Annotated in this window: 20 protein-coding genes; 14 read left to right on the top strand and 6 right to left on the bottom strand. The window is 74.5% G+C overall.

Annotated elements, in window-relative coordinates; translation table 11 throughout:
- The first annotated feature begins 12 nt into the window (after nt 1–12).
- The 4 genes from CP968_RS31550 (at nt 13) to CP968_RS31535 (ending at nt 6863) form a co-directional block, all read left to right on the top strand.
- A complete protein-coding gene (locus CP968_RS31550) occupies nt 13–1170 on the top strand; it encodes a lantibiotic dehydratase C-terminal domain-containing protein (RefSeq protein ID WP_167536884.1) in 1158 nt (385 codons plus the stop codon).
- A complete protein-coding gene (locus CP968_RS31545; RefSeq protein WP_150521229.1) occupies nt 1167–3062 on the top strand; it encodes a hypothetical protein in 1896 nt (631 codons plus the stop codon). Before CP968_RS31550 ends, CP968_RS31545 begins: the two co-directional genes overlap by 4 nt.
- Nucleotides 3059–4978 (top strand): TOMM precursor leader peptide-binding protein, encoded by a 1920-nt coding sequence (locus CP968_RS31540; protein WP_150521228.1) that lies wholly within the window; start codon nt 3059–3061, stop codon nt 4976–4978. The genes CP968_RS31545 and CP968_RS31540 overlap by 4 nt, the downstream gene beginning before the upstream one ends.
- Nucleotides 4979–5075: 97 nt before the next feature.
- A complete protein-coding gene (locus tag CP968_RS31535) occupies nt 5076–6863 on the top strand; it encodes a thiopeptide-type bacteriocin biosynthesis protein (protein ID WP_150521227.1) in 1788 nt (595 codons plus the stop codon).
- Here CP968_RS31535 and proP read toward each other — a convergent pair.
- The 4 genes from proP to CP968_RS31515 all read right to left on the bottom strand — a co-directional run bounded on the left by proP (nt 6811) and on the right by CP968_RS31515 (nt 10402).
- The gene (gene proP, locus CP968_RS31530; RefSeq protein WP_150522242.1) at nt 6811–8343 is read right to left on the bottom strand and encodes a glycine betaine/L-proline transporter ProP; all 1533 of its coding nucleotides are present in this window, start codon (nt 8341–8343) and stop codon (nt 6811–6813) included. The two genes, CP968_RS31535 and proP, sit on opposite strands and share 53 nt — an antisense overlap.
- A gap of 185 nt (nt 8344–8528) precedes the next feature.
- Nucleotides 8529–9521 carry a cation diffusion facilitator family transporter gene (locus tag CP968_RS31525; protein WP_150521226.1) on the bottom strand — a complete coding sequence of 331 codons (993 nt, stop codon included), beginning with the start codon at nt 9519–9521 and terminating at the stop codon, nt 8529–8531.
- Nucleotides 9518–10018: a hypothetical protein gene (locus CP968_RS31520; protein WP_150521225.1), complete on the bottom strand. Its 501-nt coding sequence runs from the start codon at nt 10016–10018 to the stop codon at nt 9518–9520. The genes CP968_RS31525 and CP968_RS31520 overlap by 4 nt, the downstream gene beginning before the upstream one ends.
- Before the next feature lie 114 nt (nt 10019–10132).
- Nucleotides 10133–10402, bottom strand: coding sequence for a GlsB/YeaQ/YmgE family stress response membrane protein (locus CP968_RS31515; protein ID WP_150521224.1), 270 nt, complete (start codon nt 10400–10402; stop codon nt 10133–10135).
- A 213-nt stretch (nt 10403–10615) separates the two neighbouring features.
- Here CP968_RS31515 and CP968_RS31510 point away from each other — a divergent pair, with 213 nt between their 5' ends.
- Entirely contained in the window at nt 10616–11116 is a 501-nt protein-coding gene (locus tag CP968_RS31510; protein WP_150521223.1) for a VOC family protein, read from the top strand.
- A 28-nt stretch (nt 11117–11144) separates the two neighbouring features.
- Here the strand turns inward: CP968_RS31510 and CP968_RS31505 are convergent, their stop codons facing one another.
- On the bottom strand, nt 11145–11912 hold the full coding sequence (locus CP968_RS31505) for an NPP1 family protein (protein ID WP_150521222.1): 768 nt from the start codon (nt 11910–11912) through the stop codon (nt 11145–11147).
- 670 nt (nt 11913–12582) lie between these two features.
- Between CP968_RS31505 and CP968_RS31500 the strand changes: the two genes are divergently transcribed.
- From CP968_RS31500 to CP968_RS31490, 3 genes are all read left to right on the top strand, one after another.
- A complete protein-coding gene (locus CP968_RS31500) occupies nt 12583–13389 on the top strand; it encodes a CAP domain-containing protein (RefSeq protein WP_150521221.1) in 807 nt (268 codons plus the stop codon).
- Nucleotides 13390–13614: 225 nt separating this feature from the next.
- Nucleotides 13615–15648 carry an alkyl/aryl-sulfatase gene (locus CP968_RS31495; RefSeq protein ID WP_150521220.1) on the top strand — a complete coding sequence of 678 codons (2034 nt, stop codon included), beginning with the start codon at nt 13615–13617 and terminating at the stop codon, nt 15646–15648.
- Between the two features lie 55 nt (nt 15649–15703).
- Nucleotides 15704–17665: a DUF8189 domain-containing protein gene (locus tag CP968_RS31490; protein WP_150521219.1), complete on the top strand. Its 1962-nt coding sequence runs from the start codon at nt 15704–15706 to the stop codon at nt 17663–17665.
- Nucleotides 17666–17800: 135 nt separating this feature from the next.
- On the opposite strand, the gene CP968_RS31485 is transcribed toward CP968_RS31490, so the two are convergent.
- Nucleotides 17801–18439 carry an NADPH-dependent F420 reductase gene (locus CP968_RS31485; RefSeq protein ID WP_150521218.1) on the bottom strand — a complete coding sequence of 213 codons (639 nt, stop codon included), beginning with the start codon at nt 18437–18439 and terminating at the stop codon, nt 17801–17803.
- 124 nt (nt 18440–18563) lie between these two features.
- On the opposite strand from CP968_RS31485, the gene CP968_RS31480 reads away from it, so the two are divergent.
- The 6 genes from CP968_RS31480 (at nt 18564) to CP968_RS31455 (ending at nt 24103) form a co-directional block, all read left to right on the top strand.
- Entirely contained in the window at nt 18564–18992 is a 429-nt protein-coding gene (locus CP968_RS31480; protein WP_150521217.1) for a winged helix-turn-helix transcriptional regulator, read from the top strand.
- 66 nt (nt 18993–19058) lie between these two features.
- On the top strand, nt 19059–19637 hold the full coding sequence (locus CP968_RS31475) for a hypothetical protein (protein ID WP_150521216.1): 579 nt from the start codon (nt 19059–19061) through the stop codon (nt 19635–19637).
- A 579-nt stretch (nt 19638–20216) separates the two neighbouring features.
- Nucleotides 20217–21377 carry a zinc-dependent alcohol dehydrogenase gene (locus CP968_RS31470; RefSeq protein ID WP_167536883.1) on the top strand — a complete coding sequence of 387 codons (1161 nt, stop codon included), beginning with the start codon at nt 20217–20219 and terminating at the stop codon, nt 21375–21377.
- Entirely contained in the window at nt 21374–22318 is a 945-nt protein-coding gene (locus CP968_RS31465) for an ROK family protein (protein ID WP_150521214.1), read from the top strand. The genes CP968_RS31470 and CP968_RS31465 overlap by 4 nt, the downstream gene beginning before the upstream one ends.
- A gap of 49 nt (nt 22319–22367) precedes the next feature.
- A complete protein-coding gene (locus CP968_RS31460) occupies nt 22368–23342 on the top strand; it encodes a phosphotransferase (protein WP_167536882.1) in 975 nt (324 codons plus the stop codon).
- Between the two features lie 233 nt (nt 23343–23575).
- Nucleotides 23576–24103, top strand: a complete 528-nt coding sequence (locus CP968_RS31455; RefSeq protein WP_150521212.1) for a dioxygenase family protein — start codon at nt 23576–23578, stop codon at nt 24101–24103.
- The last annotated feature ends 81 nt before the right edge of the window (nt 24104–24184 follow it).

The raw sequence follows: 24184 nt of genomic DNA, 5'->3' as shown, positions 1-24184 counted from the left end.
GCGGAAGCGAGCGTGCGCACCGTGCGATCCCTGCCCTCCCCCGACGCGGATGCCCGCGACGTGGTCGTGTACTACCACCAGCCCGTCAAGGCGCGGCTGCTGCGCGAAGTGATGCTGCCGCTGGCCGAATCGGCCGCCGCGGCCGGGCTGGCCGCCCACGTCGAGCGGCACTGGCTGCACGGCCCGCACCTGAAGCTGCGCCTGGAGGGGCCGCGCGGGCGGGTCGACTCCGTCGCGCGGTCCGTCGCCGGGACGGCCCGTGACTGGGTCCGGGTCCGGCCCTCGCACAGCGGCCTGTCCGAGCGGCAGTTGCTGGAGCGGGCGGCGGAGGTGGGCCGCGCCGAACTGGTCGCCGGGCCGTACGGGCCGATCGTGGCCGACAACACCGTACGGGTGGAGCCCGTGGACCGGGAGCCGCTGCGCGCCCTCCTCGGCGCGGACGGCCTCGGGCTGCGCGACGCCCTGCTGCGCGCCGGTCTGGGGCCGCTGCGCGCCGGAGCCCGCTTCCTCGCCGAGCACGGCGACCGTGCGCAGGCCCGGGTGCAGCTCGCGGTGGCGGCACTGGCCGCGCACGCGGGCGCGCATCCCGGGGGGTTGGCCGGCGGCCACTTCTCGTACGTGTCGCACCTGGAGGACTTCCTCTTCCACGACGATCCCGACGGGCGGCTGCGCGAGCGGTTCGAGCAGCAGGGGCAGCGGGTGGACCGGGCGGTCACCGGCCTTGTCGGACGGATCGCCGGGGGCGGCGCCGAGGGCTGGGAGCGCGCCTGGGCCGTCTACTCGGCGGGCGCCTGGGAGGTGGTCGCACGCCGGTACGCGGAGGGCGCCGACCTGCACGGCGAACCGGACGCGTACCGGCTGCGGGCGGCGGCCACCGGGGACGCGGCGACGGCCCGGCGCTGGAACCGTGCCGAGCGCAGCGGGTACAGCGAGTTCCACCGGCTGCTCGCCCGCTCCGATCCCGGGGGGACGATGTGGAGCCGGCCCGACTACCTGATCCACCGCACCACCACCAACGCCCTGTACCGGCTGCTCGCCCTCTGCGACGTCACCCCGTCGGAGCGGTACCTGGCCGCGCACCTGGTGATCCGTACGGTGCCCGCTCTGACCGGGTGCGACTGGCGCGCGGAGATCGGCGCGGCCACCGCAGCGGTGGAGGCGGCGTCGTGAGCGCCGTCACCCCGGCGGCGGCCCCGCCCGCCCCGGTGCCGGGCACCGTACGGCGGCTGCGTCCCGGGGTGGCCGTCACCCCGCTGCGCGGCGGGCTCCACCTGCGCGGCCGGCGCCGGAACGTCACGCTGGAGGGCAGTCCGGCGTTGCCCGCGCTGTGGGACTTCCTGGCGGGCCCGCTGCGCGCCGGGGGCCTGGAGGCACTGCTGGAGGACATGGAGCCGGGCTCGGCGGCGCGCCGGGCGGTGGAGACGGTCGTCGCGCAACTGGATGCCCACGACCTGCTGGTGACGGGCCCGGCGGGGCCCGCGGGGTCCGGCGCTCCCGGTCCGGCCGACGACTGGATCGAGGTGACGGCCGACGACCCGGCCCGCGCAGCGGCGGCCCTCGCCGCGACCCGCGCCGAGGTGGTGTCCGGCGCCCCCGGCACCGCGCTGGCCCGGGCGGTCGGCCGCGCCTTGGCGGCGGCCGGACTGCCCGTGGCCCACACCACCGACCCGACCCTCCCCGAGGGTCGCGTGCACCTGTACGCCGACACGGCCGCCCCCGGGCCGGTACGGGCGGCCGGCGCGGTCGGTGGTCGCGCCGCTGGTGGGCGCCGCGGCGGCGTCGGGGCCGCGCCCGGGTCGGGTGCGCGGATCGGCGTCGCGGTCGGGTGGTGCCGTGCGGGCGGGTACGCGACCGCGCCGGGCAGCCCGGCCCAGGTCCGGGCGGAGGCCGCGGCGCTGGAGACGCGGCTGGGGCCTCCCGGGGCGACCGGGGACACGGGCCAGCCCGCCGCCCTCCTCCCGCTGCTCGCCGGGGCTGCCGCACACCGCCTGCTGTGCGCGGCGGCCGGGCTGGCGGACCCGTCGGCCGAGGGTGAGGACGACCGGCTGCTGCCGGGCCTGCCCGCGGTCCTCCTCGCGGAGGCCGGTCCGCTGTGGGCGGACTACCGCACCTGGGTCGGTCCCGGCCGGCTCGACTCCGGCCGACGGGCCGAGCTGGCCCCGGCCGGGACCCTCGGCGACGCGGTGCGGCGCGTGGCGGCCCTCGTCGACGGGCGGTGCGGGGCGCTGCCCGAGCCGCTCCCGGCGGACCTGCGGCAGGTGCCCGTACCGCTCGCCACCTGTGTGCTGCGGGCGGCCGGGCAGCCGGAGCGGTGCCTGCTGGGCGCCGCCGCGCGGCTGGACCTGGCGCGCCTCGACCTCTTCTGCGGGGCCGCCGAACTCCTGCTGGACGGACCGGGGTTCACCGTCGGGGCGAATCCGGAGCACGCCCGGGGACGGGCCCTGCGCGCGGCGGCCCTGCGCGGCCCGGCGGCCGGATCGCGGCCCGTGGACTCCGACGCGTGGGCCGGTCATCCCCAGGTGCGGCACTGGTGGGCGACGCTGACCGGGCGGCTCGCGGTCCCGGCCCGGTTGGAGGTGCACCGGGTCGCGCCGGACGTGGAGGCGTACCGGGCCGTCGTCCGGTCCGCTCCGGCGGGCGGCGGCGCACCCGGCGTGGTCCTCGGCGACGCCGTGGAGGCGACCCCGGCGGACGCCGCGGCCTTCGCGGCGCTCACGGCGGTGGCCCGCGCGCACGCGGCCGCCGCGGCCCCGGGCGCCGCCGGGCGGCCCGCCGTCCTGGCCCGGTGCTCGGGCGGAGCGGTCGCGCCCCTGGCGGCCGCCGGCGTGCGGACGGCGGCCTGGGAGGACCGGGGCTGGACGGGGACGTGGCTCGCCGAACTGGCCGGGCGCGAGGGCGCCTTCCAGGAGGCGCTGCACCGGTACACGGCCCCGCCGCTCCCCGCCGGCGCTCCCCCGCCCCGGCGACGGCCCCGGCCGCGGACCGCACCGGAGGGCGAACTCGCCTCCCTGCTGCGGGCGTTCGGCTTCAGCGTCCTGCACGGCCACCGGGAGGCGCGATGACCGCGGCGACACCGCTCGGTCCCCTGCCGGTGCCCGTGCTCGACGCCGGGACGGCCGCCGCGGTCACCGCCGGCCCGGCCGTGGTGCTGCTGACGCGTTGGACGCTCGGGCTCGCCGAAGACCTGACCCGGCACGCCCTCGGCCACCCGGTGGCCTTCGTCCCGGTCCGCCTGGACGGAGCGCTCGCGGTGGTCGGGCCGGTGCTGCGGCCGGGCGCGACCGCGTGCCTGTGCTGCACCGAGTACCAGCGGCTCGCCACCGCGGGCGGCCGGGTGCCGTGGCGCAGCCCGACGCTGGAGCTGGCCGGGGTCGCCTCCCCCGCCCTGCCCGAAGCCCTGGGCGCGCTCGCCCTCGGCCTCCTGGAGCCCGTCCCCGACCGGGCCCCGGCCGGGGACGGCGGCGGGGAGGCTGATCCCGCCCTGGTGTACGTCGTGCACCAGGGGCGCGGCACCTGGTCCACCCATCGCGTCCGCCCGATCGGCGGCTGCCCGGTGTGCTGCCCGCTGCCCGTGGACGCCGCGGCCGCCGTCGCCCCGCTGCCGGCCTCCGCGCGCCCGCTGCCCGACCCGTACCTGCTGCGCTCCCCCAACCCGCGGACCGCTCCGGACCGGCTGCGTTCGGCGCTGTTCGACGAGCGGTTCGGCCCGGTGCGCCGTCTGCTGCGCTCCGAGGACTCGGCGTCCTGCCTGACCAGCGCGTTCGTGACGGACGGCCGACGGGTGGACGACGGCGGCTACGGCCGCTCCCGCGACTTCACCGACAGCGAGCGGATCGCCCTGTTCGAGGGCGTCGAGCGGTACGCGGGCATGCGGCCGACCGGCCGGCGCACCGCACTGCGCGCCTCCTTCGCCCGGCTGGGGCCCGGCCGGGCGGTGGACCCGGAGCGGCTCGGTCTGCCCGACCCCGCCCACCACGGGCACCCGGCCTCGCCCACCGTCCCGTACACCCCGGAGCTGGAGATGGACTGGGTGCACGGCTGGTCGCTCACCCGGCGGCGGACGGCGGCCGTCCCCGAGCACGTGGCCTACTGGGACGTGCCCGGGGACGGCCCGCGCGTGGTGTACGAGTCCTCCAACGGCTGCGGTCTGGGCAACAGCCCCGAAGAGGCCCTGCTCTACGGCCTGTTCGAGGTGGCCGAGCGGGACGCCTTCCTGATGGCGTGGTACGCGGCGACGCCGCTGCGGCGGATCGCCGCGCCCGCCGAAGACCTGGACACGGCGCTGCTCGCCGACCGCGCGGCCCTGGCCGGCTACCGGCTCCTGCTGCTGGACGCGACGAACGACCTCGGCGTCCCGGCCGTCGTGGCGGTCTGCCGGTACGAGGGCGCGCACCCGGACGCGCCCCGGATGTTCCTGGCGGCGGGCGCCCACCACGATCCCCGCGCGGCGATCCGCTCCGCCGTCGCCGAGGTGGTCACCAACGTGCTGGAGGCGTCCCAGCGCTCCCTGGCCGAGGGCGGCCCGCGCGACCCGCGGCGGCTGCGCCCGATGCTGGAGCGGCCGGAGCTCGTGGTGTCCCTGGACGACCACGTCGGGGTGAACTCCCTGCCCGAGGCGGGGCCGCGCCTGGAGTTCCTCTTCGCCGACACGCCGTGCGTGCCGGTCGAGGAGGCGTGGCCGGGGGCCCCCGCGCCGGTCGCCGACCTCGGCGTCCTGCTCCGGCAGACCGTGGCGCGGCTGGCGCGGGCCGGCCTGGAGGTGATCGCGGTCGACCAGAGCGAGCCGGGGCTGCGCGACCGGCTCGGCCTGCACTGCGTGAAGGCCATCGTCCCGGGCGCGCTCCCCATGACGTTCGGGCACGTCAACCGCCGGACCTCGGGCCTGTCCCGGCTGCTGGAGGTGCCGTACCGGCTGGGCCGCACGGACCGCCCCCTGCACCACGGGGAGCTGGCCCTCCACCCGCACCCCTTCCCCTGACCCGGCCGGTGCCGGCCGGTACCGGCCGCTCGCGCCCGCTGACGCCCGCTCCGCACGTCCCGCCGATCCGGCCGGGCCGACCCATGACGAGGACGCAATGACGACGACCGGCAGTTGGCACGGCCTCCACCTGTTCCTGCACTCCGCCACCGGCGACACGGACGCGTTCCTGCTGCGCGAGGTGGCACCGCGCCTCGACGCTCTGGTGGGGGCCGGGCAGAGCACCGGCTGGTTCTTCATCCGGTACGGGCAGGACGGCCCGCACCTGCGGATCCGGGCCCGGGACCTGGACGCGGCCGGCGCGGCGCGGCTCGCGGACGAGCTCGCTCGGGCCGCGAAGGAGGTGCCCGCGGTGCCCGGCCCGTGGCCCTCCGCCCACGGGGAGGTCCGTACGGTGCCGTACGTGCCCGAGACCGACCGCTACGGCGGCCCGCGGGCGCTGCCGGTCGCCGAGGAGGTCTTCGGCGCGTCCACCCGGGTCGTGCTCGGCGCCCTGGCGGAGCCGCACGGCGCCGCGGGTGCGGCGCGGCTGACGGTCGCGGCGGACCTGGCGCACGCGACGGCGTACGCCCTCGGCATGGACGAGCTGAGCGCGGCGCGCTGGCTGCGGCGGCACGCGGCGGGCTGGCGGTGGGTCACGGAGGTGCCGCTGCTGCCGGGCGCCGCGGTGCACGCGCGGGTGAACTCCGTGTACGCGGCGCAGCGGACCGCGCTGGCCCGGCGCGCGGCGCACCTGCGCGAGGGTCTCGCCACGGGCACCGCGGCGCCGTGGCCGTCCCGCTGGGCGGACGCGGTGCGCGCGGCCGACGCCCGGCTGCGCGGCGGCGCGGCAGGCACGGACGGCAGCGGCGCGGACGGCGGCGGCGCGGGCCTGTCCGAGGGGGTGTCGGCCTGGGTGTGGGCCTCGCAGCTGCACATGCTCTTCAACCGGCTCGGCGTCAGCCCCGACGAGGAGCGGGCGGTGTGCCGGCTGGCCGCCCGGACCCTGCTGGAGACGGCGGACGAGGAGGAGCCGCCGTCCTTCTTCCCGGCCGCGCGCACCGCGGCCGACGTCCAGTACCTGGAGCGGAGCAAGTTCCAGATCGGCCGCGGCCAGGACACGGCGCTGCGTCCGACGGCGCCGGCGCGGCGGACGGCGGGTCCGGCGGCCCGGCCGGATCTGCCGCTGCCGGCCGCGCCGTTGCCGCGGGTCCCGCTGGCCGGCGTCCTCGCGGGGCGGTCCTCGGCCCGGGGTCCGCTCTCGGGGCCGCTCGACGCGCAGGGGCTGGGCGCGCTGCTGTGGCACGCGCTGGCCGAGAGCGGCCGCTCCGCGCAGCGCCTCGCCGACGGCTCGGTCCGTACCGCGGTGCACCGCCCGTACCCGAGCGCGGGCGCCCTCTACGCGGCCCGGGTGCGGCTCCTGGTCCTCGCCACGGACGGGGTGCCGGCGGGCACGTACGACTGCGTGCCCGAGTCGCGCACCCTGCGGCCGGTCGGGCCGGTGCCGCCGCTGGAGGAGGTCAAGGCCCTGTCGACGTACCTGTCCCGGCCGGCGACGGACCCGGACTGGATCGGCATCGACGACGCCCCGGTGGTCCTGGGCGTGTACGCCGACCTCGGCCTGCTGCGCGGCCGCTACGGCCTGCGGGCGCTGCGCCTGGCCCTGCTGGAGACCGGACACCTCACGCAGACCCTGCTGCTGACCGCCGCGGCCCTGGGCCTGGCCGGCACCCCGCTCGGCGGATTCCACGACGACCTGGCCCACGAGCTGCTGGGGCTGGACGACCTCGACCAGCCGCTGCAGTACCTCCTGCCGCTCGGGCGGCGCGCGGTGGACGCGGACCGTGCCGGGGTCAGTCGCGGCGGTCCCGGTGCGGGCGGTGGGCCCAGGGGTGGCGCAGTCTGATCCAGAGGTCCCTGGCCTGCCGGCCGGCGGCGGTGCGGCTGCGGGCGGCGAGGCGGTCGGCCTCGTCGGCGGTCTCGACCATGGGCCCCGATCCCCTCAGCGGCCTGCCCGCCGTCTCGTGCAGGAACAGCGTGGACACGAAGCCGATGACCCCGGCGACCATCAGGTAGTAGGCCGGGACCATGTCGTTGCCCGTGGCCTCGACGAGGGCGGAGGTGAACAGGGGCGTGGTGCCGCCGAACAGCGAGACGGAGATGTTGAAGGCGATGGACAGCGCTCCGTACCGCAGCCGGGTGGGGAAGAGGGCGGGCAGGGTGGACGCGGCGGTGCCCGCGAAGCAGACGAGCAGCAGGCCCAGGACGGCGCAGCCGACGGCGGGCAGCAGGATGCCGCCCTCCCGGATGAGCAGGAACGCCGGGACGGCCAGGGCGACGAGGGCGACGCTGCCCGCGAGGAAGACGGGTCTGCGCCCCCAGCGGTCCGAGGTGTGGCCCACGGTGGTGATCGTGAGCACGACGAGCAGCATGGTGCCCAGGACCAGGAGCTGCGCGGTCGTGTCGTCCTCGCCGAGGGTGACGGTCATGTAGGTCGGGAGGTAGGAGGTCACCATGTAGTTGGTGACGTTGTAGAGCAGCACGAGGCCCATGCAGATGAGCACGGCGTGCCAGTGCCGGGTGAAGATCTCCTTGAGGTGGCCCCTGCCCGTGGCGGCGGCTTCGTCGTGCGGGTCGGCGGCGGCCCCGCCCTCGGCCGCGCCCGCCTCCGAGGCGGCGTAGGCGGCTTCCTTCTTGAAGGCCGGGGTCTCCTCCAGCTTCAGCCGCATGTAGAGGCCGATGAGTCCCAGCGGGCCCGCGATGAAGAAGGGGATGCGCCAGCCCCAGTCCTCCAGTCCCTGGGGGCCCAGGGTGAGGGTGAGGACGGTGACCAGGCCGGAGCCCAGGGCGTAGCCGACGAAGGTCCCGAAGTCGAGCCAGCTGCCGAGGAACCCGCGGCGCTTGTCGGGCGCGTACTCGGCGATGTAGGTGGTGGCGCCGGCGTACTCGCCGCCGGTCGAGAAGCCCTGGACCAGCCGGCAGACCAGGAGCAGCAGGGGCGCGAGGAAGCCGACCGAGGCGTAGGTGGGCAGGAAGCCGACCGCGAAGGTGCTCGCCGCCATCATGATCATGGTGGCGGCGAGCACCTTCTGCCGGCCGATCCGGTCGCCGAGCGGCCCGAACACCAGCCCGCCCAGGGGGCGGACCAGGAAGGCGGCGGCGAAGGTCGCGAAGGTGGAGACGACCTGGGCGCCCGGGGAGCTCGTCGGGAAGAAGATCTTGCCCATGGTGCCGGCCAGGTAGGCGTAGACGCCGAAGTCGAACCACTCCATGGTGTTGCCGAGCGCGGCGGCGGTCACCGCCCTGCGTACCTGGGGCTGGTCGGCGACCGTCACGTCCTCGCTGCTCAGCGCCTTCTTGCGGCGGCGGAGCAGGGTGCGGAGCATCCGGTCGGTCTGCGGGTGCCCGCGGTGCGGCCGCGACGCACGGCGGGGTGGTCCTGCCATGGTCACGACCTCTCTGCCGGATGCGCCGCCGGGCCGTTCCGCTCGGTCGTGCGGTGACCCCTGATTCTTCGGGCCGGCGCGGTCCCCGGCATGCGGGGCAGGTCCGTCCGTGTGACGCGGCGGCCTCACGGACCGGCGGCGCGCCCCTCGTGCGCGGCGGTGCGGCGAGCCGCGGCGGCGTCCGTGACGTCGAGGAAGACCTGGTCGAGCTCGGGCCAGCGCTCCTTCAGTTCGGCGCGGATGCGGACCATCGCGTCCTCGACGGTTTCGCTGTCGTAGCCGGCCGTCAAGTCGATGCCGGCGGCCAGCAGGACCGCGTCCGGCCCGAGCCGCATGGTCAGCAGAGCGGTGACCGAGTCGATCTCGGGCTGCTCGGCGAGCAGTTCGCGCACCTCGCGCTGCATGCCGGGGTCGGCCGCCTCGCCGATCAGCTGGGCGCGGGCGCCCTTGCCGAGCGTGTAGGCGACGTAGACGAGCAGGACGCCGATCAGGATGGAGGCGCCCGCCTCGTACGCGACCTCGCCGGTCACCATGTGCAGGGCCATGCCGGCCATGGCGAGCAGGACGCCCGCGCAGGCCGTGCTGTCCTCGGCGAGGACGGTGCGCAGGGCGGGGTCGCCGACCTGCTTGATCTCGTCGGCGGTGCTCCGGCCGGCCGACTGGGCCGCGCCGCGCACCTGGCGCACGGCGCGCAGCAGGGAGGCCCCTTCGGCGAGCAGGGCCACGAAGAGCACGACGAGGCCGATCAGGTAGCCCTCGTGCGTCTCGGAGCCGCCGGAGCGCAGGGCCTCGATGCCCTGGAACACGGAGAAGCAGCCGCCGGTGACGAAGATGCCGACGGCGGCGAGCAGGGACCAGAAGAACCGTTCCTTGCCGTAGCCGAAGGGGTGCCGCTCGTCCGCCGGGCGCCGACTGCGCTTGACGGAGGCGAGCAGGAAGACCTCGTTGAGGCTGTCGGCCACGGAGTGCGCGGCCTCGGACAGCAGCGCCGGCGAGCCGGCGATGACGCCGCCGACGCCCTTGGCCACGCAGATGGCCAGGTTCGCGCCCAGCGCCACCCACACGGTGGTGCGGGTGGCGCCGTCCCGTTCGGCGGCCGTTTCGGCGGGTGGTGTCACCGGCGGTCCGCGGGGGCCGCGATGCCCGCGGCCTCGAAGCGCTCCTCGTCGCGCAGGATGGGGGTGATCTTGACGGCGGTCAAGGTGAGCCGCTGGATGCGGGTCTCGTGGTTCGACGCCGTGGTGCTGGCGCCCTGGACCTGGGCCGGCGCCGCACCGGTCAGCTCCCAGGCGGTGATCACCTGGCGGCCGGCGGCGTCCGTCTCGTCGATGCGGACGGAGGCGCTCTGCGGGCCGTCCTCACCCTCCCCCTCGGCAGCGTCGTCGATGCCGGGGTGCACGGGCTCCACGGTCTCGGCCAAGGCCCAGGAGAGGGCCGCCGGCACGTCGGTCAGGACGCAGCCGGTGAGCGTCACCGTGAGTTCCTGTCCCGGCAGGCCGCCGTCTCCCTGCGGGCCCAGGCCCTGGGCGTCGTCGCAGGTGAACCGCTCCCCCGCGACGGTGACGCGGAACTGCGAGGGCTGGGTGGTCTGCGTGGGCTGTGTGGTGGTGTCCATGTTCCTCCGCCTGCCCGGGGCCCGGCCCCGTATGCGGGATCCTCGTTCGTCGCCGCGGCTCGTGCCGCGGCCGTGCGGTGCGCGTGGTGCGTGTGCGGGGCGGCTGTACGCCGGTCAGCCGCGGCGGCGTCCACCGGTGACCAGGCGGTAGACGAGCAGCAGGATCAGGGAGCCGACGATGGCGGCGATCCAGGTGGAGAGGTCGAAGAACCCGTCGATCGACTCGACCCCGAACAGGACCTTGCCCAGCCAGCCGCCGAGGAGGGCGCCGACGATGCCGATGGCGATCGTGACGATGCAACCACCCGGGTCCTTGCCGGGCAGCAGGGCCTTCGCGATGATTCCGGCGAGCAGGCCGATGACGATCCAGGCGATGATTCCCACGGCGGTGTCCTCTCGGGGGGGCGTTCATTTCTCCCTGTGCCGAGTGCTCACCTTCCGTACGTTCAAACGCCCGTACGGACGGACGTTTCCCGGGCCGCCGCCGCCCCGGCCGGCACCGCGCGCGGCGACCCCGCACCCCGGTAGTTCGAATTTGAACGTATGCTGGGACGGAGTCACGCCGAACCCCGCCTTCGAGCCCTCCGGAGCCCCGCCATGCCCGTACGCCGCCTCAACCACGCCGTGCTCTGGATCCGCGAGGTCGACCGTTCCGTCGCCTTCTACCGGGACGTCTTCGGATTCCAGGTGGACCACCTGATCCCCGGCAAGGCCGCCTTCCTCAGCGCTCCGGGCAGCCTGAACGACCACGACCTCGGGCTGTTCGCGATCGGCGCCGGGGCGCCCGGTCCGGAGCAGGGCCGGGTCGGCCTCTACCACCTGGCGTGGGAGGTCGGCACGCTCGGCGAGCTGGCGGAGCTGGGCCGGACCCTCGCCGAACGGGGCGCGCTGGTCGGAGCGACGGACCACCTGGTCTCGAAGTCCTTCTACGCCAAGGACCCGGACGGCAACGAGTTCGAGCTGATGTGGCGCGTCCCCCGCGAGGACTGGCCCGCCGCCGACTCCGACCTGCGCTCGGGCGAGCTCGACCTCCCGGCCGCCATCGCCCGCTGGGGCGCGGACCGGGCGACGGGCTCGGCGGCGGGCGACGCCAGCTGACCCGGCGGGCCCACCCGTCCGGCGCGGCCTACCCGTTCGGGTCGAAGGGGATGCCGGCCGGCTTGGCCTTCGCCAGGTGGGACGCGAACGAGCCGTCCTTCAGGCCGAAGTGCGCACTGCCGAAATCGGCCTGGACGAGCTTGTCCCGGAGCGTCGCCGGGTAGCCCGACCAGCCGACCAGGGCCGGGTACTGCCAGGTGCCGCGGTGGTTCTCGGGCGGTTCGTCGTTCGCGGTCGCCGCCCGGAAGCAGTGCGTGCCGATGCCGTCCTTGTGGTAGACGACCTTCGGGTGCGTGCCGTCCCAGCGGATCTGGTCGCGCGCGTGCAGGTTGAATTCTCCGTGGGCGGAGGTGGCGACGTACTTCGCCTCGTTGTTCTGGATCCACACCACCACGTGCTCCCAGTCGTGGCGGTGGCCGCCGAGGCCGATGCCGGGCACCGCCTGGTCCTTCTCGAAGTAGAGCGCATACACCACCGCGCACCAGCCGTTGTTGCAGGTGGCACGCGAGTAGCCGTTGGTGTTGGCGAGGTCCGAGGCGTCCCGGCAGTTGCCGTTGAGGGCGCCGCTGGGGTTGAGGCCGCCGTTGAGGACGCCGGTCGGGCCGATGGCGGGCGTCGGGTAGCAGCCGTCCGTGTCGTAGTCGTACGCCGGCTGGAAGGTCAGCTCGATGGCTTCGGCGTTGACGGGGAGCGCCGGGGGCGGGGCGGCGAAGGCCACCTGGGGAACGGCGACGACGAGCGCGAGGGCGGCGCCGACGACGACGGATGATCTCCGGATGCGCTGAGTGGTCCGCAAGGCAGTCCTCCGGCCGGTCGGTTCTGGGATGGCGAACGGGCTCCGGCCGGGGCGGCCGGCACACCGGAGAGCATCATTCGCGAACGGCGACGACGCAGCAAGGGCCCCGACGCCGGCCGCTCACCCGCGATCGCCCGGACAACTCCGGTGCACGCAGGACGACTTGCGGAGCGCTCCCCCGCACCGGCACGGCCGGACGGCCCTCTGGCAGCACCTCCGACCGCACCTCCACCCGGTGCCCCGACCCCGACGCGGCCGACACGGCCCGTTCCGCCGCGCCCCGCGCACGCGAAACAGTGAGATGCCTCACGAGGACGTGCGAGATCACGGAACCATTACGTCCACCCACGGCAGGGCGACATGTCCGGATTCATCGGTGACCAGGCGACATTCACCCCTCCATGCCGTTGTGAACCTCTCCCTCGTCCCGGCCGCCACGACGACTGGCCCTGTCGCGGATGCTCCTGACGACCGGTCATCCGGTCCGGCCCGGTCGTCGCCCACCCGAACAGCACGACTTCCCCCGCTTGGCAAGTCCGACGTGCGGCAGCGCCATGCGAACGGGTGACGAGACTTGCCAGCCCGTTCCCGCCCTTCCAAGAATGGCGGCCCGCCCGGCGCTCCGGCAGCCCGGGCGCAGGACGCTTCGCGGAACCGAACGGGGTCAGGCATGCGGAAGCACCGCAAGAGCAGGCGCTACAAGAAGATATCGATCGCCGCCGTCGCCCTGGGCATCGTGGGCGTCCCCACGGCCGCCCTGGCGTGCCTGGACGGCCGGGGGACGGGTGGGGCGACGGCCGACGGCGGGCAGGACCTGCGCGCGGCCCACGCCGGCGCCCCCCTCCGGAGCCCCGCGGGCGGGCAGGCCACCCAGGTCCAGACCCCCGCACCGACCGCTCCGACCGCACCGACCCCGGTCGCCACGACCGCGACGCCCACCGCGCCCGCCGCGCCCGCGCCGCGGGCCACGACGGACCCGCCGCAACGGACGCAGCCCCCCGTCACCTCGGCGCAGCCCGCGAAGCCGCACCGGGCGCCGGCCCGGACGACGGCCCCGGCCGCGCCGAAGGCACCCGCCGCACCTCCCGCGCCCGCCGCCTCCGGCCCGGCGGCCGAAGTGGTGGCCCTCGTCAACGCGGAGCGCGCCAAGGCCGGCTGCTCGGTGCTGACCGTCAACCCGAAACTGACGGCTGCCGCACTCGCCCACAGCAAGGACATGGCCGCGACCGCCACCATGTCGCACACCGGCTCGGACGGCTCCGACCCGGGCGCGCGCATCACCCGGGCCGGCTACGCCTGGACGACGTACGGCGAGAACGTCGCCTACGGCTACAGCTCGCCCCAGCAGGTCATGACCGGCTGGATGAACAGCCCCGGGCACCGGGAGAACATCCTGAACTGCTCCTTCAAGGAGATCGGCGTCGCCCTGGCCCAGCCGAACGCCTACTGGACGCAGAGCTTCGGCGCGGCCCGCTGACGAAGGGTCCGCCGCGACCCGGCCCCCTGCGAACGGGCCGGCCCGCGATGGCCGGTCGCGGCGGATTGGCTGTCCGTAAATGCGCTATCGCGCGCGAGCGGCACCATGGGTAACTGGTCGCGCACTGATCGTCATGACTCCGTGGCATGTGCCGGCCGTTCAGACGTCCGGACCCGCCCGCGGACGGATCGGTGTGCCTCCGTCGCCGACCGAAGGACCTCGCCCATGACCGACCGCGCTCCCTCCACCGGTACCTCCGCTCAGGAGCCCACCGCCCTCACGACCGCCCGGAACGCCGCGGTCCGGGTTCCCGACCCCGCGCAGGACCCCGAGGCCCGGCTCGCCGCGCAGGGGCTGGTGGCGAAGCTCGATGTCGGCCTCACCGTCCCCGCGGCCGATGGCCCGTTACCGGCCTGGAGCCTGGACCCGTACCGGTTCCTCGTGGATCCGGCGAACGCCACCGCGCCCCCCTCGGTCAACCCGAGCCTGTGGCGCAATGCCGTGCTCAACATGAACGTCGGCCTGTACGAGGTGGTGCCGGACGCCGTCTACCAGGTGCGCGGCATGGACATCTCCAACATCAGCTTCCTGGAGGACCCCACGGGCGCCAGCCGGGAGATCGTCGTCGTCGACCCGCTGATCAGCGAGGAATGCGCCGCCGCGGCGCTGGACCTGTACCGCGCGCACCGGGGCGACCGTACGATCCGGGCCGTCATCTTCACCCACTCGCACACCGACCACTACGGCGGCGTGCGCGGCCTGTTCGCCGGCCGGGAGTTCCCCGGAGCGGACGAGGTGACGGTCGTCGCGCCCGACGGCTTCCTGGAGCACGCGGTCAGCGAGAACGTCTACGCGGGCAACGCGATGTCCCGTCGCGCCACGTACATGTACGGCTCCCTCCTCCACAAGGACGAGAAGGGCCAGGTCGACGCGGGACTCGGCAAGACCATGTCCTCCGGCGTCACCGGTCTGGTCGCACCCACCAAGGTCATCACGGCCGAGGACGACGGCGTTGCGATGCGACTGGGGCCGGTGGCCATCGAGTTCCAGCTCACCCCGGGCACCGAGGCCCCCGCCGAGCTGAACTTCTACCTCCCCGACGTGCGGTCGCTGTGCATGGCGGAGAACGCCACGCCCACCCTGCACAACCTCTACAGTCTGCGCGGCGCCCAGGTCCGCGACGCCAAGGCCTGGTCGCAGTACCTCAACGAGGCCGTCGACCGCTTCGGTGCCGACGCCACCTCCCTGTTCGCCAGCCACTTCTGGCCACGCTGGAAGACCTCGCCCGAGACGGACGAGATCGTCTCCTTCCTCACCCGGCAGGCCGACCTCTACCGCTTCCTGCACGACCAGACGCTCCGGCTGGCCAACCACGGCCGCACCATGCACGAGATCGCGGAGGACCTCGACGAGGCCGTGGCCGGCCTGCCCCTGTTCGGCGCGTGGTACAACCGCGGCTACTACGGCACGGTCAACCACGACGTGAAGGCCGTCTACCAGCGCTACCTCGGCTGGTACGACGGGAACGCCGCCCATCTGCACGGCCTGCCCCCGGAGAAGCTCGGCCGCCGCTACGTGGAGGCGTTCGGCGGCGCGGACGCCGTCGTCCGCCTCGCCCGGGCCGCCTACGACGGCGCGGACGGCCCCGAGGACTACCGCTGGGCCGCCGAACTCCTCAGCCACGTCGTCTTCGCCGACCCGGCCCACACCGCCGCCCGCGAGCTGGAGGCGGACGTCCTGGAACAGCTCGGCTACCAGGCCGAGAGCGGCCCCTGGCGCAACTTCTACCTGGCCGGCGCCGCCGAGCTCCGCAACCGGCCCACGGCCGAGGACGGTACGACCGCCCTGCCCGCCCCCGAGATCATCACCGCCGACGTCATCGCGGCGATGCCGCTCGACATGATCTTCGACTACCTCGGCATCCGGCTCAGCGGACCCGAGGCCTCCGCCCATCCCATGGCGCTCGCCCTCCACATCGTCGACGGCCTGGAAGCCGACCCGGACGACTGCGCGGTGCGCCTGCGCAACGGCGTGCTCGTCTACACCCCGCTGACCGCGGCCCCGGCGCCGGACGCGTACGACGCCTCGTACACCCTGACCCGGGCCGGCCTCGACGACCTCGCTCTCGGCCGCGCCACCCCGGCCGAGCTCCTGGACCGCAAGGAACTCAGCGTCGACTCCGGCACCCTCGCCCCCTTCACCACCCTCGCCTCCCTCCTCGACACCTTCGCGTTCTGGTTCGGCCTCACCACCCCGTAGGCCGGGGCGTCCACCCGGCCCGCCACCACTCCACCCAGTCCCCGGAGGAACGCACATGGCCCGATCCGGCGCCATACCGGGCGGCCTGCCCGCCGCCACGCCCCTGCGCACGTACGTCGTCAACTACAAGTCCGGCTCGGTCACCGTCGTCGACGTCGAGACGGGAGAGGTGGCGGGGACCATCTCCGTCCCCGGAGCCAACGCGGCGGCCGCGGTGCCGCGCACCCCGCGCGTCTACGTCGCCTCACCCGAGGAGAACACCGTCACCGCGATCGACACGACCACCCTCGAAGCCGTCGCGACGCTCTCCGTGCCGGGCCCGAGGGCCTTGGTCGCCGCCCCCGACGGCAGCGCCGTGTACATCTCCTCGGGGGCCGTCGGCCCCGACTCGACCGCGCCCGACAGCGTCGCCGTCCTGGAACCGGCCACCGACCGGGTCGTCAGGACCCTGCCGCTGACGGCCCCGGCCCTCGACCTCGCGCTCTCCCCTGACGGCACCCGCCTCTACCTGTCCACCTTCAACCAGAACAAGGTGACCGCCCTCGACCTCGCCACCGGCGCCACGGGCACGGCGACGGTCCGGATGCCCGGCAGGATCGCCGTCGCGCCCGACGGCAAGGCGCTGTACGTGGCCGCCGCCGGCACCGGCATCGACGTGGTGGACACGGCCACGCTTGAAGTGAGCGCCACCATCGCGCAGGCCGGCGGATCGTCCGACGTCGCCGTCTCGCCCGACGGGTCGTTCCTGTACGTCGTCCCGGGCAACAGCACCGAAGTCCGCGTCGTGGACACCGTCACCCGCGAGGTCGTCGCGCACGTCGCCACGCCCAACGCGGCCGAGCTGGAGGTGACCCCCGGCGGGCGGCGCGTCCTGGCCCTCAACCACGTGTCCCGGGCTGCGGGCACCGTGTCGGTCATCGACACGGCCACCCGGGAGATCGTCCGTACGGCGTCCGTCGGCATCACCAGCAACGCGCAGGCCCTCACCGGGTCCGCCGGGGCGCTGCCCGCGGGCGATGCCGGCAACTGGCAGCCCCCCGCCGACCTCGGCGGCGAGTTCGAACAGCGCCCCGGCGCCGCGGCCGGACGGGACGGGCTGGTGTCCGTCTTCGCCCACGAGTCCCGCAGCCACGGCCTGTACGTACGTGCCGGCCGCCCGGACGGCGGCTGGGCGGAGTGGACCTCGCTCGGTGAGCCGATCGACGGCAGCCCGGTCGCCGCGCGCACGGCGGACGACCGGCTCGTCGTCGCCTTCCGCGCCGAGGGCTCCGCCCTGCGGATGCAGCGGCAGGAGCCGGACGGAAGCGGCTTCCTGCCCGCCGCCACCCTCGCGGACAACCTCGCCGGCGACCCCGTCATCGGTTTCGGCGCGAGCGGGCGCCCGGAGATCTTCTACGAGGGCACCGACGGAGCGCTGTGGCACGTCTGGTCCGACACGGTCGAGCCGGACGGCCGGTGGTCGCGCCCGGAAGCGATGGGCGGCGGGTCGATCGCGGGCATCGCCACGGTCCGCGACGGAGCGGGGCGCCAGGTCTTCGCGCACACCAACACCTCGGGGGACGTGTGGGTGATCCGCCAGGACGTGCCCGACGGCTGCTGGGGACCCTTCCGGTACGCGTTCGGCAGCGCGATGGGCGACCGGGCCCCCGCGCTCGCCGTCCGCGCGGACGGCCGTGCGGTGATCCTCGTCGTCGGCACCGACGGCAGCCTCTGGTCCTCCACGGAGAGCGGCGACGGATGGAGCGAACCCGAGCCCCTGTACGGCGGCGTCGCGAGCACCCCGAGCGCCGTCAACGCGGCCGACGGACGCCTCGTCGTCCCGGTGCGCGGCACCGACGGCGCACTGTGGGCCAAGGACCAGAACGCCCCCACGAGCGCCGAGTGGAGCGACTTCGCCTCGCTCGCGCCGGGCGTCGCGAGCGACATCGTCCCCGTACGCGACGGCGACGGCCGCCTGACGTTCGTCTACCGCACCACGGACGGCAGCGTCCAGACGGTCACCCAGAGACTGGTCTGACCGTCCCGCCACGCCCGCACCGGCAGGTGCTGCTCGCGCCCCGCCCCGACCGGGGGCGCGAGCAGCACCTGCCGCCCGGCCCCGGTGTCGGAGGTACGGAGGAGGCCGAGCGGGGGGAAGGGCCCCTCCCGGCCCTCACCGAGCGATGGCCATGCCGAAGGGCACCGGCCCCAGCGCCCGCACGAGGCTGCCGACCATCAGCACGAACGCCTCGGGCACCCGGGCGCTCCTCACGTCTCCCAGGTCGACGATCCACTCTGCCGGCCAGCCCAGGTCGGCGAGCAGACCGCCGACGACCTCCTTGGCTGCGGCATCGTTGCCCGACATGAAGGCGGTGGGAGGAACGGCCAGTGCGGCCGGGTCGGCCATGACCGAGTCGTGCAGGGTGTTGAGGGTCTTCACCACGCGCACGTCGGGCAGCGCCCGCTGGATCTCCTCGGCGAGGCTGCCGCCCGGATACAGCAGCGCCGACGCGAAGCCCGCGGAGTCCGTGGCGGTGGCGTTGGCGACGTCGACCAGGACCTTGCCGGCCAGGTGCCCCGCGAGGCCGGTGAGCAGGGCCAGCGACACCGCGCCGGGCGTGGCGTTGATGACCACCTCGGCCGAAGCGGCCGCTTCGTGCAGGCCCGTGACGCGCGGCGCGGAACCGGCCCAGTCGGCGGCCGTCGTACGCGGGTCCCGGGACCCCACGACGACCTGGTGCCCGGCGTCGCAGAGCGTGCCGGCGAGGGCCCGGGCCACGTTGCCGGAGCCGAGGACGGTGATCGTCGTCATGCGCTGTTCGCTCCTTGGTTCAGGCGGGGGTTCAGGCGGCAATTGCTCACGGCCGACGCTAGGCGGCACTACGGTGGAAGGGCAGTACGCACTTCGAAGTGGCCCGCGCACGCGAAGGGATGCCATGACCACGCCCACCAGCGCCCGACGGAACGCCGAGGCCGCCATCGCGCACCGGGCCCGCGTCACCCTCTGCCCGACCAACCGGCTGCTGGAACGCATCGGCGAGAAGTGGGTCGCCCTCCTCTTCAAGGAACTGGCCGAGGGCCCCCGCCGCTACGGCGAGCTGGCTCGCGCGATCCCGGGGGCGAGCCAGAAGATGCTCACGCAGACGGTGCGCCGCCTCGAACGGGACGGCCTGCTCACTCGCACCGTCACCCCGGCCGTACCGGTGCGCGTCGACTACGCGCTCACCCCCCTCGGGCAGAGCCTGGTGCCCGTCATCGAGACGGTGACGCGTTGGGCCGAGCAGCACATCGGACAGATCGAGGCCGCCCGCGAGGCACACGATGCCGGCCGTCCCGCGCACGTCCCGTCCGCCCCGGGACCCTGACGGGCGCCGCCGTCCCCTTCGGTGCGGTGCCCGGGTCGGTGGGGACGCAGGCGCTAACGTGCTCGGATGCTGGCTGAGGAGTACCGGGATTTCTTCGTCGGGGCGAGCGGGGCCACCGGCGCCCTCATCGGACTGCTCTTCGTCGCGATCTCGCTCGCACCGCAGGACGACCGGCCCCCGGCGGCCCGGACCGCCTTCCGGACCCGCTCTTCCGCGGCGCTCCTCGTCTTCACCAACGCCTTGGTCCTCTCCCTGGCGGCGCTGGTGCCGGGCGACGACCTCGGCTGGTGGTGCGTCGCCTGCAGCGCGGGCGTCCTGGCCTTCTCCCTCGCCACCCTGCGCTCCGCGATCGCCGAACGGCGCCGCACTCCCCGGGAGCTGAGGTCCTTCGGCTTGGTGGCGGCACTGCTCGTCATCGTGGCGTTCGAGCTCCGCACCGGGATCCGGCTCGTGCGCGACGCGGCGGACCCGGGCGCCGGGCGGACCCTGTGCTACCTCGTGATCGCCGACCTGGCCGTCGGCATCGCCCGCGCCTGGCAGCTCGCGAGCATGCGCGACACGGGCCTGCTCGCCTCCCTGCGCACCCTGGCCCGAGGCGAACCCACCGACCCCGAAACCCCGCCAACCGAACGCCCCTCAGCGTAGTGATCACGCACTTCTGTGCCCATTTCCTGCCAACCTGCGCGTGACCAAGCATGATCATCCAGCGGTTTGCGCATCCGTGGAGCATCGGACTCACCACCCCCGGCCACCGGCGTGACCCGCGCGCCGAAGCCCTGCTGCGCAAGCTCGAAGCACACGACCTGTTGCTGCTGGACGGCCCTGGCCACCGTCGGCTCCGCCGGGCGATGGCCCCGGCGTTCGTGCCCGCCGCGGTGGAGCGGCTCGGGCCCCGGATCACCACGATGGCACGAGACCTGGTCGACGCGCGGGGCAGCCACCGGCCCCACCCCGTCCTTCCACCGAACGCTGACCGCTCCGTGTCTGACAGAGGCCTTGCGGGCCTGGCGACGAACCGGGCCTGGTGGTTCCCGGAGCCACCGGGCCCGCTCACCCACGGCCGAACCCCACCCGGAGAAGTGGCGCCGGGGGATGCCGGCGCGGGCCGCGTCGAGGTCGGCGGCCCGGGCAGCGGGTGCGTGAAATGGCTGGTAGGTGTCCTATCCGGTCGCATTCGGTTGCGTTAGCGTCCTGCGTCCTGCCGAACACCGATGGGGAGGTCTCGTGCGCGCTCTCGTCTATCTGGGTCCAGGCTCCGCCGAACTACAGGACAGGCCGGCCGCACGACGTACCCACGACGACGACGTCGTGGTGGAGATCGTCGGTACGGGAGTCTGCGGAACGGACCGCAAGATCCTGCTCGGGCGGTTCCCGGCCCGCCCGGGTACCGTGCTCGGGCACGAGTCGGTCGGTGTGGTGCGGGAGACCGGCCCGCAGGTGCGTTCGGTCGCCGTGGGGGACCGGGTGGTGGTCAACCCGACGCTGTACTGCGGCTGGTGCGTGCCGTGTCGCCGGGGAGCGACCAACTTCTGCCGTCACAAGGCAGGAACCGAGGTCGGTGTCGACCGGGACGGCACGTACGCGGAGGCCGTGACGCTGCCGGAACGTTTCGTCGAACGAGTCCCCGCCGGACTGCCCTTTCGCAGCGCGGTGCTGATCGAGCCGCTCGCTTGTGTCCTGAACAACGTCGAGGCCGCGTCCGTCACCTGCGGTGACAGCGTGGTGGTGCTGGGAGCGGGGCCGATCGGCATGCTGACCGCACTGGTCGCCGGCCGCCTGGCGCGCCGGGTCATCGTCGCCGAACAGGACGGCTACCGGCTGGAGCGGGCCCGCGAACACTTCGCGCACGTGGTGGACGTGGCCGGAACGGACCCGGCCGAAGCCCTGGCGAAGTCGTGGGGCGATGACCGTCCCTCCGTCGTCTTCGACACCACGGGCACCGGACTGGGCGCGGCGCTCCGGCTGATCGACGACGGCGGCCGGGTGGTGGTGATGGGCTTCGACGACGCCTACTCCGTGCCACTGCACCCGCTCCAACTCACCAACCGCGGCATCCGTCTGATCGGTGCCGGGGACTACCGGGCCGACATCTTCCCCGTCGCCGTGGACTTGGCCGCCGAGCTCGGCGGCCCCCGGCGACCCGGCAGCGGGACCGGCACGCTCCTGGACCGGCTGGTGACGCACGAGTTCCCGCTCGAACGCTACTCGGAGGCGTTCACGGCGCTCGGCGGCCTCGTCCGGAGCGACGGACACAGCGGGGACGACGCACACGGCGAAGACGGTGAGGACAGCGGCGCCGTAGTGCCGCGCTACGACGCGCTCAAGGTCGTCATCCGTTCGCACTCCGGTCCGTTCGGCGACGACGGCTGGCCGGTGGACGCGTGAGCGCCCCTCGGCTCGGCTCGATCGAGTCCGGCGGGTCCAAGTTCGTCTGTCTGGTGGGCTCGGCCCCGGACCGGATCGAGGCCGAGACCCGGATCCCGACCGGCCGACCCGGCCCCACCCTGGCCCGGGCCATCGACTTCTTCCGGGAGACCGCCGCCAGAACGGGACCGCTCGACGCGCTGGGCATCGCCTCCTTCGGCCCTCTCGAACTGCGTCCGGGCCACGCCAGGTTCGGCCACCTGGCTGCCACCCCCAAACCCGGTTGGTCCGGGGTGGACGTCGCCGGTCCGTTCGCCGAGGCGCTCGGCGTACCGGTGGGCATCGACACCGACGTCAACGGTGCGGCCCTCGGCGAGGGCCGTTGGGGTGCTGCGCGGGGCTTGGACACCTACGTCTACCTCACCGTCGGCACCGGGATCGGCGGCGGTGCCGTGATCGGCGGCAAGGTGGCCAGGGGGCTGGTCCACGCCGAGATGGGCCACCTCACCGTGCCCCGGATCGCGGGTGACTCCTTCCCCGGCTCCTGCCCCTTCCACGGCGACTGCTGGGAAGGCCTGGCGGGTGGCGAGGCGATGGGAGCCCGTTGGGGGAGCCCTCCCGAAGAGCTGGCCGGGGAGGCACTGGCCCGGGCGCTGCGGATGGAGGCGGCCTACCTGGCGGCGGGGCTCCGCAACATCGTCTACACGGTTGCCCCCCAGCGGATCGTGATCGGCGGCGGCGTCGCGGCGTTCGCCGGGCTCTTTCCGCTGCTCCGCACCGAACTGACCGCGACGTTGGCCGGGTACCCGGGGCTGCCCGAACACGCGGCCGAGGACTTCGTGGTCCCGGCCCGACTGGGCCGGCTCGCCGGACCGGCGGGCGGGCTGGTCCTGGCGGCCGGGGCGGCCGCTGCCGCACGGCGGTCGCCCGGAGCTGGGCCATCGGGGGGAACCGGCGCATGAGCCCGGCCCCGGGCCGGGCAGGCTGGCCGGTATGACGCGCCCTCATCCAGTGGGTCTCCTGGACCCGGCCACGCACACCTGGCTGACCCGGCACGCCCTGCCCGGGGCCCTGCTCCACGAGGTGGGTCCGCTGTCCGGCGGGTCCACCAACGACATGTCCCTGCTCACCGTCCACCGCCCCGACGCGGCGGGCGCGGAGCGCTATGTGCTGCGACACCACCGGCCGTGCGGCAGCAGGTTCCCGCGCAACACGTGTGCGGTGGAGATCGCCGTCCTTGGTCTGGCGGCGGCCCGCGCCGTCCCCGTGACCACGGTGGTCGCGTCCGATCCACAGGGCCGCGCCACCGGCCGCCCCGCCCTGCTCTACCGGTTCGTGGAGGGGATCCCGCTCAGCCAGGTGCTCGCGGACGGCCCGGCGAGCGGCGAAGCCGCGGCCTTGGGCCGGGCCGTGGGGACGGTGCTGGCGCGGATCGGCCGGGTCGGACTGCCCGGCCCGGGCGCCTTCGGCGACCCTTCGCTGGTACCGGCCCCGCACGGCGCGGACGCACTGGGCGACCTGCCCGGTTTCGTCGACCACTGTCTGCTCACGGGGGCACCGGACGGGCCGCTGAACGGGACGGACTCGGCCGTGCTGCGCGCACTGGCCCGCCGCCGGGCTCCGGCGCTCACCGCCGTGGCGGGTGAACGCAGCCTGGTGCACGGCGACTTCAACCCGAAGAACGTCCTGGTGCGGCGCCGGGCCGGACGATGGGCGGTGGCCGCGGTGCTCGACTGGGAGCTCGCCTTCAGCGGCTCCCCGCTCTTCGATGTCGGGAACATGCTGCGTTTCGCCCACGAATATCCGCCTGCCTTCACCACGGGCTTCGTCGACGGCTTCCGAGGCGGGAACGGCCGGCTGCCGGCGGACTGGCCCCGGCTCAGCAGGACGCTCGACCTCTTCGCGCTGGCGGACATCCTCACCGCTCCGCCCGACTCGGCCTACTTCGCCCGCGCACGCGCCGTACTACGGCGATCCGCCGACTGAGTCCGATCTTTTACAGCCCCACCGGTTTCCCATTGTCCCTGCTTTCCCATACGACCCGTACGTCGCCCCCATTACAAGAAAAAATATCTGCCCGCACGGGCCGCGAAAGCCTGGCAGAAAAACTTCGAGAAATGGCCGAGAGGCGCTGCACGGCCTTCTTTTCAGGATCGAAAATTCCGGTTAACGTGCCTGGATCGAAGTGAAAGATCCTTTGACCGAGGGAGATTTTCGCCGTGGAGACCGGAAATCCCGACGATGGGGTGAAGACGCTCACGCCGACCGTTCGATGCAACGGGACACCTCCGACGCCCGCCCTGCGGGAAGGGCCGTACTACAAGCCGGACACCCCGCTCAGGACCAGCTTTCGGGGCGATGTGGACGAGGGGGTCCCGATGGTGCTGCACGGCGCCGTGCGCACCCCCGAAGGGAAGCCGATCGGCGGCACGTTGCTCGACTTCTGGCAGGTCGGGGACGCCGGCGTCTACGACGACGACGGCTTTCGGCTGCGCGGACATCAGTTCGCGGACGCCGAGGGGCGGTGGCGGCTCGAGACGGTCCTGCCCGCCGTGTACCCGGGGCGGACACGGCACGTGCACGTGAAGGTGCAGCCGCCCGGCGGAGCCGTACTGACCACGATGCTGTATTTTCCCGGCGAACGCCGAAATCATCTCGACAAGTATTTCCGGCCAGAATGCCTGATGGACGTGCAGGAGACGCCGGAGGGTTGGGACGCGGCGTTCACCTTCGTTCTGGACGTGTGAGCTCCCACCCTCCTCGCACCGATGAGAATCCTTCATTCCACGGCGTGGAGACACCGGTATTCGCCGTCCGTCGTATCTGCG

It is taken from the genome of Streptomyces subrutilus (genome assembly GCF_008704535.1).
GTDB lineage: Bacteria > Actinomycetota > Actinomycetes > Streptomycetales > Streptomycetaceae > Streptomyces > Streptomyces subrutilus.
Note: the sequence above shows the minus strand (reverse complement) of the source record. Positions and strands in the feature narration are given on the sequence as shown.

Bases quoted from the DNA above. Each gene is read 5' to 3' on its own strand.
- CP968_RS31540 (WP_150521228.1), top strand. From the start codon at position 3,059: ATGACCGCGGCGACACCGCTCGGTCCCCTGCCGGTGCCCGTGCTCGAC.
- CP968_RS31535 (WP_150521227.1), top strand. From the start codon at position 5,076: ATGACGACGACCGGCAGTTGGCACGGCCTCCACCTGTTCCTGCACTCC.
- proP (WP_150522242.1), bottom strand. From the start codon at position 8,343: ATGCTCCGCACCCTGCTCCGCCGCCGCAAGAAGGCGCTGAGCAGCGAG.
- CP968_RS31520 (WP_150521225.1), bottom strand. From the start codon at position 10,018: ATGGACACCACCACACAGCCCACGCAGACCACCCAGCCCTCGCAGTTC.
- CP968_RS31510 (WP_150521223.1), top strand. From the start codon at position 10,616: ATGCCCGTACGCCGCCTCAACCACGCCGTGCTCTGGATCCGCGAGGTC.
- CP968_RS31500 (WP_150521221.1), top strand. From the start codon at position 12,583: ATGCGGAAGCACCGCAAGAGCAGGCGCTACAAGAAGATATCGATCGCC.
- CP968_RS31495 (WP_150521220.1), top strand. From the start codon at position 13,615: ATGACCGACCGCGCTCCCTCCACCGGTACCTCCGCTCAGGAGCCCACC.
- CP968_RS31490 (WP_150521219.1), top strand. From the start codon at position 15,704: ATGGCCCGATCCGGCGCCATACCGGGCGGCCTGCCCGCCGCCACGCCC.
- CP968_RS31485 (WP_150521218.1), bottom strand. From the start codon at position 18,439: ATGACGACGATCACCGTCCTCGGCTCCGGCAACGTGGCCCGGGCCCTC.
- CP968_RS31480 (WP_150521217.1), top strand. From the start codon at position 18,564: ATGACCACGCCCACCAGCGCCCGACGGAACGCCGAGGCCGCCATCGCG.
- CP968_RS31475 (WP_150521216.1), top strand. From the start codon at position 19,059: ATGCTGGCTGAGGAGTACCGGGATTTCTTCGTCGGGGCGAGCGGGGCC.